Source organism: Cupriavidus sp. U2 (assembly GCF_009663685.2).
GTDB lineage: Bacteria > Pseudomonadota > Gammaproteobacteria > Burkholderiales > Burkholderiaceae > Cupriavidus > Cupriavidus necator_C.
The window spans coordinates 59,005-73,642 of the sequence record NZ_RCOG02000031.1; the positions used below are offsets into that span (position 1 = coordinate 59,005).

Consider the following 14,638-nt stretch of genomic DNA (forward strand, 5'->3'; position numbering starts at 1 on the left):
GATTCACGAAGATTCAACAGTCCTGAGAGGAAATATGAGTGCAATCGTAGATATCATCGGTCGCGAGGTGCTGGACTCGCGCGGCAATCCCACTGTCGAGTGCGACGTGCTGCTGGAATCCGGCGTGATGGGCCGTGCCGCCGTGCCGTCGGGTGCATCGACCGGCTCGCGCGAAGCCATCGAACTGCGTGACGGCGACAAGTCGCGCTACCTGGGCAAGGGCGTGCTGAAGGCCGTCGAGCACATCAACACCGAGATCTCCGAAGCCATCATGGGCCTGGACGCTTCCGAGCAGGCGTTCCTGGACCGCACGCTGATCGAACTGGACGGCACCGAGAACAAGGGCCGCCTGGGCGCCAACGCCATGCTGGCCGTGTCGATGGCCGTGGCCAAGGCCGCCGCCGAAGAGGCTGGCCTGCCGCTGTACCGCTACTTCGGCGGTTCGGGCGCTATGCAGATGCCGGTGCCGATGATGAACATCGTCAACGGTGGCGCGCACGCCAACAACAGCCTGGACATCCAGGAATTCATGATCATGCCCGTGTCGCAGACCAGCTTCCGTGAAGCGCTGCGTTGCGGCGCCGAAGTGTTCCACGCGCTGAAGAAGATCCTGGCCGACAAGGGCATGTCGACGGCCGTGGGCGACGAAGGCGGCTTCGCACCGAACTTCTCGTCGAACGAAGAGTGCCTGAACACCATCGTGCAGGCGGTGGAAAAGGCCGGCTACAAGATGGGTGAAGACGTGCTGCTGGCGCTGGACTGCGCCGCCAGCGAGTTCTACCACGAGGCCGAAGACGTCTACGCGCTGGAAGGCGAGGGCCTGAAGCTGTCGTCGACGCAGTTCGCCGACTACCTGGCCAACCTGTGCGACAAGTTCCCGATCGTGTCGATCGAGGACGGCATGGCCGAAGGCGACTGGGAAGGCTGGAAGACGCTGACCGAAAAGCTCGGCAAGCGCGTGCAGCTGGTGGGTGACGACCTGTTCGTGACCAACACCAAGATCCTGAAGGAAGGCATCGAGAAGGGCATCGGCAACTCGATCCTGATCAAGATCAACCAGATCGGTACGCTGACCGAGACGTTCGCCGCCATCGAAATGGCCAAGCGCGCCGGCTACACCGCCGTGATCTCGCACCGTTCGGGCGAGACCGAGGACAGCACGATTGCCGACATCGCCGTGGGCACCAACGCTGGCCAGATCAAGACCGGCTCGCTGTCGCGTTCGGACCGTATCGCCAAGTACAACCAGCTGATCCGCATCGAGGAAGATCTGGGCGATATCGCCACGTACCCGGGCAAGAGCGCGTTCTACAACCTGCGCTGACCCCCAGGCCTGCCGTCGGCGCGTGCCACCGGCGAGCCAACGAAAAACGCCGCTTCCGGGTTCGCCGGGGCGGCGTTTTTTGCGATATGGTGTGGCGATTGTGCCGATATCCGGTGCCGGACGCACTGTTGTTGCGCTTTGTAGCGTCTTTTGTTTTGCAATCTGCGGCCGCATGATGGATCATTGGTGCCCATCGGAAACCTCCGACCACGCCATTATTCCATTGCGCCTTTTGCCCCGATGCGCCTGATTTCCCTGCTGTTGTTCGTGCTGTTGCTGGCCATTCAGTACCCGCTCTGGCTGGGCAAGGGCGGCTGGCTGCGCGTGTGGGATCTGAATCGCCAGGTGGGCGAGCAGGTCACGCATAACCAGGCGCTGAAACTGCGCAACGCCAAGCTGGAAGGCGAAGTGAAGGACCTGCAGGATGGCACGGGCGCCATCGAAGAACGCGCCCGGTATGAACTCGGCATGGTCAAGGACGACGAGGTGTTCGTCCAGTTCGTGGCCCCGGCCCCGAAGGTCAGCGCCACACCGCCACTGCCGCCGCCTGCCAATTCCGTCGCCGGACGCGGCGGTCACTAGGCATCAGCCAACGGGCGTCATCCAGCAGGCGTCAACCAGTATCAGAGCCGGCCGCGCAATGCGGCCGGTAAGGTTTTCGGACGCCGCATCACCACCAGCCGCCGTACGGGTAACCGCCGTAGCCGTACCCCGGGAAGCCGAAGCCGACGCCGGCGCCCCAGCCACCGCCACCCCAACCGTTGTAGAACATGTTGACGCTCGTATTCGGGTAGTACGACGCGCGGCTCCATGCGGCCGCCGACTGCTGATTGGCCATTACCGTGGCCTGCTCCTGAAGGATCTGCTGGTTCAGCACCCCCAGCCTCTGGCGCTCGGCGTCGCTAAGCGGGGCGGGGGGAATGGCATGGTCCGGCAATCGTGCCGTGGCCGGCACGCCGTCGGGGCTGCGCGGCACCGGCGCCGCGCAGCCGGCGATCAAACCGGCAAGCGCCAGTACGCTGGCCAGGTGACAGGCCAGGGCAGGGGTCGATGTGGAACGAATGGTCGCTGTCATATCGGACTCCGTTCGAACGGCTGAACAACAAGCATGCCATTGGACCCGACCACCCGTGTGTGAGGTTCCGCACGGTAGGCGGACTCGATGGTTTTCCCCGGTTTCCCGGTTTCCCGGGCGCTTCCGGGGTTCCCGCCCCGATCTACCTGAAAGGGGCGGGCGGCAACTCAATGCTGTTGCTTGGCACCCTCGCCGGCGCCCGTGGCCACCGGCGCGGTGAACAGCTGGGCGGCATCCACGGGGTCGAACGCATAGCGCTGGCCGCAGAAATCGCAGTGGATCTCCACCTCGCCGCGCTCGGCGATGATCCCTTCGATTTCCTCCCGGCCCAGCGTCTGCAGCATGCCCGCCACTTTTTCGCGCGAACACGAGCACTGGAAGTGCGGTGTCATTGGCTCGAACACGCGCAGGCCCGCATTCTGCAGTTCTTCCCAGAACAGGCGGCGCAGCAGGGTATCCGGCGTTTCGGCCAGCAGTTCATCTTCCTTCAGCGTGGCGCCCAACTGGCAGGCGCGATCCCAGGTGTCCAGATCATGGCCCTGTCCTTCGTCGGTCAGCGCGCTGCCGGTCTCGCCGATCTGCGCGCCGGCCGTGCCGCCATACGACGGCAGCTTCTGCAGCAGCATGCCGGCCGCCACCTGGTCGTTCGATGCCAGCCACAGGCGTGTATCGAGCTGTTCGGACGCCTGCATGTAGTGTTCGAGCACCTCTGTCATGGTCGCCAGCGGGCCATGTTCGTCGGCCAGCGGCACGATGCCCTGGTAGGCCTGCTGGCCCGGCAGCTTGTCCTGCGGGTCCAGCGTGATGGCGAAGCGGCCCTTGCCATGCACGTTCACGAGCTGCTTGAGCGTGGCGTCGTCCGCAATCTCGGCACCCTCGGCAATCTTGGCCGTGGCGCGCAGCGACAGGTCGGACAGACATTCCACCACCAGCATGCGCACCGGCCCGTCGCCGTGTACCTGCATGACCAGCGCGCCATTGAACTTCAGATTGGCAGACAGCAGCGCCGCGGCCGCGATCATCTCGCCCAGCACGCGCCGCACCGGCTCCGGATAGGCATGGCGGTTCAGCACCTCTTGCCAGGTGGATTCGATGCGGACCAGTTCGCCACGCACGGGCGCGGCATCGAACAGGAATTTCTGAAGCGTATCGGGATTCGAGGAGGCGGTCACGGTTCTGTCTAGCGGTTAAGTCGGCGTATCGGCTGAGTCCGGGGCGGTCAGCCGATGCGCTTGAGTTCGGTCTTGTATACGGCCTGCCGCTTCGCATACGTCTCGGCGTTGCGATAGAGGTTGGCCACGTCGGCGTCGGTCAGTTCGCGCACCACCTTGGCGGGCGCGCCCAGGATCAGCGAGCGGTCCGGAAACACCTTGTTCTCGGTGATCACGGCGCCAGCGCCGACCAGGCATTCCTTGCCGATCACGGCGCCATTGAGCACCACGGCCTGGATGCCGATCAGCGAGCCTTCGCCCACGGTGCAGCCGTGCAGCATGGCCTGATGGCCCACCGACACCTTGTCGCCCAGCGTCAGCGGACGGCCCGGATCGGTGTGCAGCACCGAGCCTTCCTGGATGTTGGTGTCTTCGCCCACCACGATCGGCTCGTTGTCGCCGCGAATCACCACCCCCGGCCAGGCGCTGGCACGCGCCTTGAGCGTCACGTTGCCGATGATGGTGGCTTCCGCCGCCACATAGGCGTCCTCGTGGATTTTCGGGGCGGTATCGCCGAGCTGGTAAAGCGCCATGGGGTCTCCTGCTGAATGTGCGTAATTGGGGATGGCCGCCCCGATTAAAAGAGCCCGCCGACAGGGCCGGCCCGGGGACAAGCTTCGGGCGGGCAGGGGCTCTACAATGGCGGCTTCCCGAATTTTACGCCTATGCCAGTGATCGCACCCGCCGACATCGCGTCCACGCCACTTGTCGAGCCCTTGCCCGCGGCCGCCGCCGTGCCGGCCTCGGCGCGCCGGGGCGCCCTGGACGTGCTATGCATGACCGATGCCCGGGCCAAGGCCGCAGCGGCCCGCGCCCTGTATGCCGCGCTGCTGGCCGGTGGGGATACCGTGGTCGACCCGGATGAAAGCCTCGTGGCGCCGCCGGGCGCGGTGCCTGGCCGCCCGGCGCGCCCCGAACTGGTGCCGCCCATGCGGGTGGAGCGACGCCGGTCGATCCACACCACGGCCGGCCGCGCCAACATGATCCACGCGCTGTGCCATATCGAATTCAACGCGATCAACCTGGCACTCGACGCCGTCTGGCGTTTTTCCGGCATGCCGGCCGACTATTACCGCGACTGGCTGCGCGTGGCCGACGAAGAGGCCTATCACTTCACATTGCTGGCCGATCACCTGCAGACGCTGGGTGCCACCTATGGCGATTTCCCGGCGCACAACAGCCTTTGGGAGATGACCGACAAGACGGCGGGCGACGTGCTGGCCCGCATGGCGCTGGTGCCGCGCACGCTGGAGGCGCGCGGGCTCGATGCCTCGCCGCCGGTGCGTGCCAAGCTGGCCGATGCCGGCGACGAAGCCGCCGCGGCGATCATCGACATCATCCTGCGCGACGAGGTGGGCCACGTGGCCATCGGCAATCGCTGGTACCGCTGGCTTTGCAACCAGCGCGGACTGGAGCCAGTGGCCACCTATGCGCAGCTGGCCGAGCAGTACAAGGCGCCGAAGCTGCGAGGGCCGTTCAACCTCGACGCGCGCCGCGCGGCGGGGTTCGACGAGGATGAACTGGCGTGGCTGGAGGCCTCGGCCGGCTAGTTCGCCGGATTCCCGGCCCGTTGCTGTGCGCGTTCCTGCTCCATCAGCCGCAGCACACGGCGCTGGATCTTGCCCGTGGTCGTCATCGGCAGCTGGTCGATGAATTCGATGGCCTTCGGGTATTCATAAGGCGCCAGCTGGCCGCGCACATGCTGCTGCAGTTCGGCCACCAGCGCCGCATCGTTGTCGAACGAGCGCGCCACGGCGGGCGTCAGCACGATGAACGCCTTGACGATGGCCCCGCGCTCGGGGTCTGGCGACGGCACCACGGCGCAGTTCGACACCGCCGGATGCTTGAGCAGGCAGTTCTCGATCTCGCTCGGCCCGATCCGATAGCCCGATGACTTGAACACGTCGTCGGCGCGGCCCTGATACCAGAGATAGCCCTCGGCATCCATGCGCGCCAGGTCGCCGGTGCGGCACCACCGCAGCCCGTCCGATTCCGAGTACTTGCCAGCCGTGGCGGCCTCGTTCTTCCAGTAGCCCAGGAAGAATACGGGGTCGGGATGGCCGTGGACATCGGTGGCGCAGACGGCCACCTCGCCATCCTCGCCCGGCGCGCACGGGCGGCCTTCATCGTCGATCACGGCCACGCGGTGGCCCGGATAGGGACGGCCCATCGACCCCGGCCGCGCCGGCCAGCCCAGGCGGTTGTTGTCGTATTGCGCCGTGCAGTTGCCAACGATGTAGTTGATCTCGGTCTGGCCGAACATCTCGTTGACGATCACCCCCAGCGCGTCGCGGCACCACGTGAATACCGTCTCGCCCACGGCCTCGCCGGCGCTCATGATGGCGCGCAGCTTCAGATCGTATTTTTCCGATGGCGTTGGGCAGGCCTTCATCATCTGCTTGAGCGCGGTCGGGAACAGGAAGGTGTTGGTCACGCCGTAGCGTTCCAGCAGTTCGAAGGCGCGGTCGGCGGTAAAACGTCCCTGGTAGCCGACGATCGGACGGCCGAAATACAGCGCCGGCATCAGCGCATCCCACAGTCCGCCGGTCCAGGCCCAGTCGGCGGGGCTCCAGAACACGTCGTCATCCTGCGGATACCAGTTCTGCGAGCACACAAAGCCGGTCAGGTTGCCGATCAGCGCGCGGTGCGGAATCAGCGCGCCCTTGGGCGGCCCCGTGGTGCCGCTGGTGTAGATCAGCACCGCGGCTTCGTCGGCCTTGGTCTGTTCGGCCGTGAAATCGGGCAGTTGGGCGGCCAGCAGGACGTCCCAGTCCAGGTCGCCGCGGCCGGTGGCCTGGCCGGCGCCGATGATGGTCTTCAGCGTGGGGCAGTCGGGCCGGGCGGCCAGCAGGTTGTCGATCGAGGTTTCGTCGGCGATGGCCACGCGCGTTTCGCTATGGTCGATCCGGTAGGAAAGGGCTTCGGGACCGAACAGCATCGACAGCGGCATGGCAATCGCGCCAAGCTGATATACGGCCATGCCGGCGATGACCGTCTCGATGCGCTGGGGCATCACGATGGCCACGCGGTCGCCGCGCTGCACGCCAAGCTCGCGCAGCGCCCGCGACAGCCGGTTGGCCTCCGCCTGGATATGCGCATACGTGTATGACGCGCGCCGGCCGTCCTCGTGTTCGGTATGCACGGCGACGCGGCTGGCCGTGGCCGGGTCGCGCGCCCAGCGGCCGCAGCAGACTTCGGCCAGATTGAAGAACGCGGGGACGTCCCAGTGGAACGATTCGTGCAGCGCGTGATAGTCGTCACGGCGCGTGGCCGGCAAGGCGGTCATGCAATTGTCTCCAATGTTCCCGCTCGCTTCAGATAGCCGTTTGGCTATAATCCGACAAGCGAACGATCGTTCTATTTTTATCCGGGCCGCCGCGTGGCCATGGGCTGCGCGCGCATCGGAAGACCCGGGCAACAGGGCAGACACCATGACCATCACGGAAACTTCGCGTTCCGAATTTATCACGCTGCGCGGCCTGCGCACGCACGTCCGCCACTGGGGCCCACCCGGCGCGCGCAAGCTGTTCATGCTGCATGGCTGGATGGATGTGGCGGCGTCGTTCCAGTTCCTGGTCGATGCGTTCCAGCGCGACTGGCATGTGATTGCCATGGACTGGCGCGGCTTTGGCGAATCCGATTATCCGACGCAGTACCCGGGCACGCGCTCGTACTGGTTCCCTGATTACGTGGCCGACCTGGAGGCGCTGCTCGACCATTACCAGCCCGAGGGGCAGGTAGACCTGGTGGGTCACAGCATGGGTGCCAACGTGGTGTGCATCTACGCCGGCGTCAGGCCCGAACGCGTGCGCCGCGTGGTGGACCTGGAAGGTTTCGGCCTGACGCGCACGCGGCCAGACCAGGCGCCAGCCCGCCTGGCGCGCTGGCTCGACGAACTGCGCACGCCGCCCGAGCTGAAGACCTACGACAGCGAGGCCGCCGTGGCTGCACGGCTGCAGAAGACCAATCCGCGCCTGCCCGACGACCGCGCCGCCTTCCTGGCTGCGCACTGGTCGCGCCGCAATGCAGCGGGCCGTTGGGAGATCCTGGGCGACGGCGCGCACAAGATGACCAACCCGACGCTGTATCGCATCGACGAGATCATGGCGATCTGGGAAAAGGTGTCCGCGCCGGTGCTGCACGTGGAAGCGCGCGATTCGGCGACGCTCAAGCACATCGCGCACAAGCAGAGTATCGACGAGTTCAAGGAGCGGTTCCGCGCCTTTCCGGACTTCCGCGAGGTATTCGTCGACGACGCGGGGCATATGCTGCACCACGACCAGCCGAAGGTGGTGGCGGGGTTGATCGAGGAGTTCTTGGGGTAAGTGTTGGGAATTTACCCCTGGTTTGCTCCCCTCTCCCGCCTGCGGGAGAGGGGCCGGGGGTGAGGGTCATGCCGTTCAAATGGCGACACGTCGGCAAGCAGAACCGCTTTACCCTCTCCCCCCAACCCCTCTCCCACGAGTGGGAGCGGGGAGCAAACACCCAGCCACTTGCGGCGGCTCAAGCGTGCGTGAGTTTTTCCTTCAGCGCCGGGTTGTTGCTGGTGTGCATATGGACCAGCGCCTTGTCGGGAAACGCGTAGTGATACGCCTTGCGCAGCGCCAGCGCGGCTTCGTGGAAGCCCGACAGGATCAGCTTCTGCTTGTTTGGATAAACGGCGATGTCTCCGGCCGCAAAGATGCCGCGGCGCGAGGTTTCGTAGGTGGTGGTGTTCTCGATGTGGATGCGGCCGGCGTGCATGTCCAGATCCCACTGGGCGATCGGACCCGGTTCGGACACCAGCCCGTACAGCGCGACGAGCTCGTCGGCCTCGATGGTGCGGTCGCCATCGCGGGTCTTGATGCCGGCGTGGGTGAGGGCGCCGGCGTCGTCGGTTTGCAGGCTGCCGAGCATGCCGACCACGAAATCCATCTCGCCCGCGTCAACGGCGGCGCGCATCGCGCCCACTGTGTGATCGGCGGCACGAAAGCCTTCGCGCCGGTGCAGCAGCGTGACGCGTGCCGCCACCTTGCGCAGCGCCAGCGCCCAGTCCAGCGCGGAATCGCCGCCGCCGGCCACGATCACGCGCTTGCCGGCGAAGCGCGACACGTCGCGCACGGCGTAGTGCACATGCCGGTCTTCCAGCGCGGCGGCTTCGGGCAGCGACACGCGCTGCGGGGCGAACGCCCCGGCACCCGCGCAGATCAGCACCGCCGCCACGTCGAATCGCTTGCCGCCATCGGTCGTGATCAGCAGGCGCGGATGGCCATCGGCGCCGTGGGTGTCGCTGACCGACTGCGCACGCTGGCTGAAGTGCATCGGAAACGCGAACGGCGCGCACTGTTCGAGCAGGCGATCCACCAGTTCCTGCGCCAGGCAGCCCGGCACGGCCGGAATGTCATAGATTGGCTTTTCTGGATAGAGCTCGGTGCATTGGCCGCCGGCGCGGTCCAGCACGTCGATCAGCTCGCACTTGAGGCCCAGCACGCCGGCCTGGAACGCCGCGAACAGGCCGACAGGGCCGGCGCCGACGATCAGCACGTCGGTCTGGATGGTTTCCGGGGGCGTGGCGGCGGGCGTGGAGGACATGGCGGGAAGCGGAAAAATGCGGTGTGGACAGGCCCCATCATACCTTGCGTGCCACGGCAATCCGGGCACACCACCTTTGACGGCAGGGCTAAAAAAGCCCGCCGGGAGTAGAATATGCCCATGCAAAACGCCCATGCCATCAACGCCGACCTGCACTGCCATTCCACCGTGTCCGACGGGATGTTGTCACCGTCCCAGGTGGCCGCACGTGCGCACGCCGGCGGCGTGGCGTTCTGGGCGCTGACCGACCACGACGAGGTGGGCGGCCAGGCCGAAGCCCGTGCCGCCGCCGAATCGCTGGGCATGCGCTATGTGCCTGGCGTGGAGATTTCGGTCACCTGGGCCGGGCAGACCGTGCACATCGTCGGCCTGCAGATCGATCCGTTCAACGCGGACCTGATCGATGGCCTGGCCCGCACCCGCGACGGCCGTGCGCGCCGTGCGCAGGACATCGGCGAGGCACTGGCAAAAATCGGCATCCCCGGCGCCTACGAAGGCGCGCTGCGCCACGTCGGCAATCCCGACCTCATTTCGCGCACGCACTTTGCGCGCTGGCTGGTGGATGAGGGCCGCTGCAAGACCATCGGCGATGTGTTCAGCGAATACCTGTCGGAAGGCCGCCCGGGCTTCGTGCCGCACCGCTGGTCGGCGTTGAAAGACGCCGTGGGCTGGATTCGCGGCGCCGGCGGCATTGCGGTGATGGCGCACCCGGGCCGCTACAACTACACCGATTTGCAACACGACGCGCTGTTCGACGAATTCACGCAACTGGGCGGCCGCGCGGTGGAGGTCGTGACCGGCAGCCATACGCCCGACCAGTTCCGCCGTTACGCCGATGTGGCGCGCCACTATGGCCTGCTGGCGTCGCGCGGATCGGATTTCCACGGCCCCGGCGAGGGCCGGGTGGAGATCGGCACGCTGCCGCCGCTGCCGTCGGACGTCACGCCGGTCTGGTACGACTGGTAACCCGCCCCTTCCCCCGAAAAGCCGCGCCCCTCATGTCCCAGTACTTCGAGATCCATCCCGACAACCCGCAGGCGCGGCTGGTGAAGCAGGCCGCGCAGATCGTGCAGAAGGGCGGGCTGATCGCGCTGCCCACCGATTCCAGCTACGCGCTGGCCTGCCAGCTGGACGACAAGTCCGCCGTGGAACGCCTGCGCCGGCTGCGCGGCATCGACGAAAAGCACCATCTGACGCTGATGTGCAGCGACCTGTCGGAACTCGGCAACTTCGCCCGGGTCGATAACCGCCAGTACCGCTGGATCAAGGGCGCCACGCCCGGTCCGTACGTGTTCATCCTGGAGGCGACCAAGGAAGTGCCCAGGCGGCTGTCGCACCCGGCGCGCAAGACCATTGGCGTGCGCGTGCCCGACCACCTGATTCCGCTGGCGCTGGTGGCGGAGCTCGGGCAGCCGCTGATTTCGGCCACGCTCCAGCTGCCGGGCGACGAGGCGCCGATGAACGAACCAGCCGAAATCCGTGCGCGGCTGGAAAAACAGATCGACCTGGTGATCTGTGGCGGCCCGGCGCCGGCCCAGCCGACCACGGTGATCGACCTGACCAGCGGCGAACCGGAACTGGTTCGTGCCGGGCGGGGCGATGTGGAGCGATTCGGACTGACGGCCGCCGCCTGATCCTGCCCGCCTTGTCTTTTGACCTGTCGTTTCTGATACATACCGCACATCCACGGACATGCCGGACAGCCTTGGGCGCCGGCGGCCCAATAGAATAGTTCGCATGGATTCCTCGATCGTCCAGACCTTTGCCGTATATGCGCTGCCCGTGCTGTTCGCCATCACGCTGCATGAGGCCGCGCATGGCTTCGTGGCCAGGTATTTCGGCGACGACACCGCCTGGCTGCTCGGGCGCGTCAGCCTGAACCCGATCCGCCATATCGATCCGATCGGCACCGTGGCCGTGCCGCTGCTGCTGTATTTCCTGACCGCCGGACAGTTCGTGTTCGGGTTCGCCAAGCCCGTGCCGGTGGTGTTCAGCCACCTGCGCAACCCGCGCTGGCATGGGATGTGGGTGGCGCTGGCCGGGCCCGGCAGCAATATCGTCCAGGCGTTCCTGTGGGCGCTGATCGCCGTGGGCCTGGCGCTGGCGCAGATCCAGGAGCCGTTCTGGAGCCAGATGGCCCGCGCCGGCGTGCTGGTCAACACCGTGGTGGCCGCGTTCAACCTGTTCCCCATCCCGCCGCTCGATGGGGGCCGCGTGCTGACCGCCTTTCTGCCGCGCCGCATGGCCGAGGCGGTGGGCCGTGTCGAGCCGTACGGCATCTTCATCGTGCTGGCGCTGGTGGCCGCCGGCGTCATCACGCGCATCTGGATGCAGCCGGTGATGACGGTGCTGCTGTCGATCGTCGAACTGATGCTGCGCCCGGTGCTGATGGTGCTGCAGTAACGCGCGCCGGGTGCCTTCTCGTGCCGGCTCGCCGGTTCCTTCCTATTTCCGTTCCTCCATGCACTCCCAGCTTGCCCCGCCTTCCACCTGGCTGACCCGATGGGCCCATCTGATCCGGCCCGGCGGCCGTGTCCTTGACCTGGCCTGCGGCAGTGGGCGGCACGCCGCGTGGCTGGCAAAGCAGGGGTTTGCGGTGCTGGCCGTGGACCGCGATGCCGAGGCCGTCGCCGGGCTGCCGGCCGGCATCGATGGGCGGGTGGCCGATCTGGAGCAGGGCGCCTGGCCCCTGGCGGACGCCGGGCGGTTCGATGCCGTGGTGGTCACCAACTATCTGCACCGGCCGCTCTGGCCGCATCTGCTGGACGCGCTGGCGCCGGGCGGCGTGCTGATCTACGAGACCTTCGCGGCCGGCAACGAGACCGTCGGCAAGCCGTCGCGGCCCGATTTCCTGCTGCGGCCCGGCGAACTGCTGGAAGTGACACGAGGCGTGTTGCGCGTGACGGGTTACGAGGACGGCACGCTGGAGGCGCCGCGCGAGGCCTTCGTGCAGCGGATTTGTGCCGTCCGCGAGGCGTCCGGCCGGACGCCGGAGGCGCCGCCGCCGCGTTATCCGTTACCTGTGGCGTAACTCAGGCGGCCGCCGCCGTGCGGCGCCGGGGGCCCAGCGCAGGCGTTCGGCGAGACCGGCGCGCCACACGTTACGCCCGCTAACGTTTTCCCTCACTGATAGGGGGTCCGGAGGCCCTGACGGTTCCGGTACAATCCCGTTTGTTCGAATTTCCCGAATTCCCTGAGATATGACACAGATTACCGGCAGCATCGTGGCCATCGTCACCCCGATGCATGAGGATGGCAGCCTGGATTACCCGGCCCTGCGCGCCCTCATCGACTGGCATGCGGCGGAAGGCACCGACGGCATCGTGATCGTGGGCACCACGGGCGAGTCGCCGACGGTCAACGTCGAGGAGCATTGCGAGCTGATCCGCGTGGCAGTCCAGCAGTCGGCTGGCCGCGTGCCCATCATCGCCGGGACCGGCGGCAATTCCACGAACGAAGCCATCGAACTGACCGCCTTCGCGAAGAAGGTGGGTGCCGATGCGTCGCTGCAGGTCGTGCCGTACTACAACAAGCCGACGCAGGAAGGCATGTACCGCCATTTCCGCACCATCGCGGAAGCCGTGGACCTGCCGGTGCTGCTCTACAATGTGCCCGGCCGTACCGTGGCGGACATGAACAACGAGACGATCCTGCGCCTGGCGCAGGTGCCGGGCATCGTTGGCGTGAAGGAAGCCACCGGCAATATCGACCGTGCCGCGCAGCTGATCAAGGACGCCCCCGATACCTTCGCCATCTACAGCGGCGACGATCCCACCGCAGTGGCGCTGATCCTGCTCGGTGGCAAGGGCAATATCTCGGTCACCGCCAACGTGGCGCCGCGCAAGATGCACGAGATGTGCGTCGCGGCCCTGAAGGGCGATGTGGTGACGGCCCGCCGTCTGCACATGGAACTGATCGACCTCAACCGTGCGATGTTCGTCGAGGCCAATCCGATTCCCGTCAAGTGGGCGCTCCAGCAGATGGGCAAGATGGAAGGCGGCATCCGCCTGCCGTTGACCCCGCTGGCGGAAGGCCAGCACGAAACCGTGCGCCGCGCGCTGGCAGCGGCCGGCCTGCTGGGCTGAGATTCGCCGGCTGAACGTTCGGCTATTCGCCGATTCTTGAAACCAGGATTACGTGTCAATGAAACAGAAGCTTAACCGTCGCGGCGCGACGCACATCCGCCGTGTCGCCGTGGTTGCGCCCGTGCTGGCGCTGACGCTGATTGCCGGCTGCAGCAGCATCAATGAAGCCATGCAGCCCGACAAGATCGACTACAAGTCCCAGGGCAAGAAGACCGCGTCGCTGGACATTCCGCCGGACCTGACCAAGCTCGAAGGCGACCGCCGCTATACCGTGCCCGACGCCGCCGGTACGTCGACGCTGTCGAACTACCAGCAGGCCACCAAGACGCGCGAGGCCGAACCGGCGACCAACGTGCTGCCGTCCTCGCAGGGCATCCGCATGGAGCGTGATGGCAACCAGCGTTGGCTCGTCATCAGCAATGGCATGCGTGCCGACCAGCTGTGGGAGTCGCTGCGCGGCTTCTGGCAGGAAAACGGCTTCCTGCTGACGCAGGACTCGCCGCAGACCGGCATCATGGAGACGGACTGGGCTGAGAACCGCGCCAAGATTCCGCAGGACATCATCCGCAACACGATCGGCAAGGTGTTCGATGGCCTGTACTCGACCTCCGAGCGCGACAAGTTCCGTACGCGTGTGGAGCGCGCCCAGAACGGCCAGCTCGAAGTGTTCATCAGCCACCGTGGCGCGCAGGAACAGCTGACCGGCGTCGACAAGTCGACCACGGTGTGGACGCCGCGTCCGGCCGATCCGGAACTGGAAGCCGAATTCCTGTCGCGTCTGGCGCAGCGCCTGGGCGTGCAGAAGGAGCAGGCCAACCAGATGGCCAAGAACCCGACGCCGGTGGGCAATGCTGCGGCCGCCGCAGCCCCCGCACCGTCGGGCGACGCCACGGGTATCGGTGCCGCCGCGGCAACCGGTGCGGCGACGGCCAGCGCCGCCGAAACCAAGTCGTTCCTGGCGCAGGTCAATGGCGCGCCGGCACTGCAACTGCCGGAGCCGTTCGATCGCGCATGGCGCTCGGTCGGCCTGTCGCTGGATCGCGTGAACTTCACGGTGGAAGATCGCGACCGCGCGCAAGGCCTGTACTACGTGCGCTACGTGGATCCGAAGCAGGCGGTGGACGATCGCGGCTTCTTCTCCAAGCTGTTCACCAAGCCGAACGACGGCAAGACCGCGAAGAAGTATCGCGTGTCGCTGAAGGGTAATGGCACGGGCACGACGGTCACGGTACAGAACGACGCCGGTCAGCCGGAAAACACCGAGATCAGCAAGCGTATCCTGTCGCTGCTGGACGAACAGCTGCACTGATGGTCGTCTGTCGTCCATCGATCCCGACGGCGCCCGCCGTCGGGCATCTCCCCAGGCGAGCGC

General features: G+C 66.5%; 15 protein-coding genes. 10 read left to right on the forward strand and 5 right to left on the reverse strand.

Features of this window, described 5'->3' with window-relative positions; translation table 11 throughout:
* The first annotated feature begins 34 nt into the window (after positions 1-34).
* Together eno and ftsB are read left to right on the forward strand one after the other, a co-directional pair.
* Complete coding sequence (gene eno, locus D9X30_RS23880; RefSeq protein ID WP_153948918.1) at positions 35-1,324, forward strand: phosphopyruvate hydratase; 1,290 nt, start codon at positions 35-37, stop codon at positions 1,322-1,324.
* Between the two features lie 240 nt (positions 1,325-1,564).
* Positions 1,565-1,906, forward strand: coding sequence for a cell division protein FtsB (gene ftsB / locus D9X30_RS23885; RefSeq protein WP_153948917.1), 342 nt, complete (start codon positions 1,565-1,567; stop codon positions 1,904-1,906).
* A gap of 88 nt (positions 1,907-1,994) precedes the next feature.
* On the opposite strand, the gene D9X30_RS23890 is transcribed toward ftsB, so the two are convergent.
* From D9X30_RS23890 to D9X30_RS23900, 3 genes are all read right to left on the reverse strand, one after another.
* The gene (locus tag D9X30_RS23890) at positions 1,995-2,399 is read right to left on the reverse strand and encodes a hypothetical protein (RefSeq protein ID WP_153948916.1); all 405 of its coding nucleotides are present in this window, start codon (positions 2,397-2,399) and stop codon (positions 1,995-1,997) included.
* A 167-nt stretch (positions 2,400-2,566) separates the two neighbouring features.
* Complete coding sequence (hslO, locus tag D9X30_RS23895) at positions 2,567-3,571, reverse strand: Hsp33 family molecular chaperone HslO (protein ID WP_249641073.1); 1,005 nt, start codon at positions 3,569-3,571, stop codon at positions 2,567-2,569.
* A gap of 47 nt (positions 3,572-3,618) precedes the next feature.
* The gene (locus D9X30_RS23900) at positions 3,619-4,143 is read right to left on the reverse strand and encodes a gamma carbonic anhydrase family protein (protein WP_066738778.1); all 525 of its coding nucleotides are present in this window, start codon (positions 4,141-4,143) and stop codon (positions 3,619-3,621) included.
* 132 nt (positions 4,144-4,275) lie between these two features.
* On the opposite strand from D9X30_RS23900, the gene D9X30_RS23905 reads away from it, so the two are divergent.
* A complete protein-coding gene (locus D9X30_RS23905; RefSeq protein WP_153948915.1) occupies positions 4,276-5,160 on the forward strand; it encodes a ferritin-like domain-containing protein in 885 nt (294 codons plus the stop codon).
* Here D9X30_RS23905 and D9X30_RS23910 read toward each other — a convergent pair.
* Positions 5,157-6,896: an acetate--CoA ligase gene (locus D9X30_RS23910; RefSeq protein ID WP_153948914.1), complete on the reverse strand. Its 1,740-nt coding sequence runs from the start codon at positions 6,894-6,896 to the stop codon at positions 5,157-5,159. The two genes, D9X30_RS23905 and D9X30_RS23910, sit on opposite strands and share 4 nt — an antisense overlap.
* A gap of 145 nt (positions 6,897-7,041) precedes the next feature.
* On the opposite strand from D9X30_RS23910, the gene D9X30_RS23915 reads away from it, so the two are divergent.
* Positions 7,042-7,935: an alpha/beta fold hydrolase gene (locus D9X30_RS23915; RefSeq protein WP_153948913.1), complete on the forward strand. Its 894-nt coding sequence runs from the start codon at positions 7,042-7,044 to the stop codon at positions 7,933-7,935.
* A gap of 178 nt (positions 7,936-8,113) precedes the next feature.
* Here D9X30_RS23915 and D9X30_RS23920 read toward each other — a convergent pair whose 3' ends face one another.
* Entirely contained in the window at positions 8,114-9,181 is a 1,068-nt protein-coding gene (locus D9X30_RS23920; RefSeq protein WP_153948912.1) for an NAD(P)/FAD-dependent oxidoreductase, read from the reverse strand.
* A gap of 120 nt (positions 9,182-9,301) precedes the next feature.
* On the opposite strand from D9X30_RS23920, the gene D9X30_RS23925 reads away from it, so the two are divergent.
* The 6 genes from D9X30_RS23925 (at position 9,302) to bamC (ending at position 14,575) form a co-directional block, all read left to right on the forward strand.
* Positions 9,302-10,147 (forward strand): 3',5'-nucleoside bisphosphate phosphatase, encoded by an 846-nt coding sequence (locus D9X30_RS23925; RefSeq protein ID WP_502799680.1) that lies wholly within the window; start codon positions 9,302-9,304, stop codon positions 10,145-10,147.
* A gap of 32 nt (positions 10,148-10,179) precedes the next feature.
* Positions 10,180-10,815, forward strand: a complete 636-nt coding sequence (locus tag D9X30_RS23930; RefSeq protein ID WP_153948910.1) for an L-threonylcarbamoyladenylate synthase — start codon at positions 10,180-10,182, stop codon at positions 10,813-10,815.
* A gap of 103 nt (positions 10,816-10,918) precedes the next feature.
* Entirely contained in the window at positions 10,919-11,584 is a 666-nt protein-coding gene (locus tag D9X30_RS23935) for a site-2 protease family protein (RefSeq protein WP_092596242.1), read from the forward strand.
* Between the two features lie 58 nt (positions 11,585-11,642).
* The gene (locus tag D9X30_RS23940; protein WP_153948909.1) at positions 11,643-12,212 is read left to right on the forward strand and encodes a class I SAM-dependent methyltransferase; all 570 of its coding nucleotides are present in this window, start codon (positions 11,643-11,645) and stop codon (positions 12,210-12,212) included.
* A gap of 169 nt (positions 12,213-12,381) precedes the next feature.
* Positions 12,382-13,266 (forward strand): 4-hydroxy-tetrahydrodipicolinate synthase, encoded by an 885-nt coding sequence (gene dapA, locus D9X30_RS23945; RefSeq protein ID WP_092596240.1) that lies wholly within the window; start codon positions 12,382-12,384, stop codon positions 13,264-13,266.
* Between the two features lie 58 nt (positions 13,267-13,324).
* Positions 13,325-14,575, forward strand: a complete 1,251-nt coding sequence (bamC, locus tag D9X30_RS23950; RefSeq protein ID WP_153948908.1) for an NlpB/DapX family lipoprotein — start codon at positions 13,325-13,327, stop codon at positions 14,573-14,575.
* Positions 14,576-14,638 lie beyond the last annotated feature (63 nt).

Bases quoted from the DNA above. Each gene is read 5' to 3' on its own strand.
- eno (WP_153948918.1), top strand. From the start codon at position 35: ATGAGTGCAATCGTAGATATCATCGGTCGCGAGGTGCTGGACTCGCGC.
- ftsB (WP_153948917.1), top strand. From the start codon at position 1,565: ATGCGCCTGATTTCCCTGCTGTTGTTCGTGCTGTTGCTGGCCATTCAG.
- D9X30_RS23890 (WP_153948916.1), bottom strand. From the start codon at position 2,399: ATGACAGCGACCATTCGTTCCACATCGACCCCTGCCCTGGCCTGTCAC.
- D9X30_RS23900 (WP_066738778.1), bottom strand. From the start codon at position 4,143: ATGGCGCTTTACCAGCTCGGCGATACCGCCCCGAAAATCCACGAGGAC.
- D9X30_RS23905 (WP_153948915.1), top strand. From the start codon at position 4,276: ATGCCAGTGATCGCACCCGCCGACATCGCGTCCACGCCACTTGTCGAG.
- D9X30_RS23910 (WP_153948914.1), bottom strand. From the start codon at position 6,896: ATGACCGCCTTGCCGGCCACGCGCCGTGACGACTATCACGCGCTGCAC.
- D9X30_RS23915 (WP_153948913.1), top strand. From the start codon at position 7,042: ATGACCATCACGGAAACTTCGCGTTCCGAATTTATCACGCTGCGCGGC.
- D9X30_RS23920 (WP_153948912.1), bottom strand. From the start codon at position 9,181: ATGTCCTCCACGCCCGCCGCCACGCCCCCGGAAACCATCCAGACCGAC.
- D9X30_RS23925 (WP_502799680.1), top strand. From the start codon at position 9,302: ATGCAAAACGCCCATGCCATCAACGCCGACCTGCACTGCCATTCCACC.
- D9X30_RS23930 (WP_153948910.1), top strand. From the start codon at position 10,180: ATGTCCCAGTACTTCGAGATCCATCCCGACAACCCGCAGGCGCGGCTG.
- D9X30_RS23935 (WP_092596242.1), top strand. From the start codon at position 10,919: ATGGATTCCTCGATCGTCCAGACCTTTGCCGTATATGCGCTGCCCGTG.
- D9X30_RS23940 (WP_153948909.1), top strand. From the start codon at position 11,643: ATGCACTCCCAGCTTGCCCCGCCTTCCACCTGGCTGACCCGATGGGCC.
- dapA (WP_092596240.1), top strand. From the start codon at position 12,382: ATGACACAGATTACCGGCAGCATCGTGGCCATCGTCACCCCGATGCAT.
- bamC (WP_153948908.1), top strand. From the start codon at position 13,325: ATGAAACAGAAGCTTAACCGTCGCGGCGCGACGCACATCCGCCGTGTC.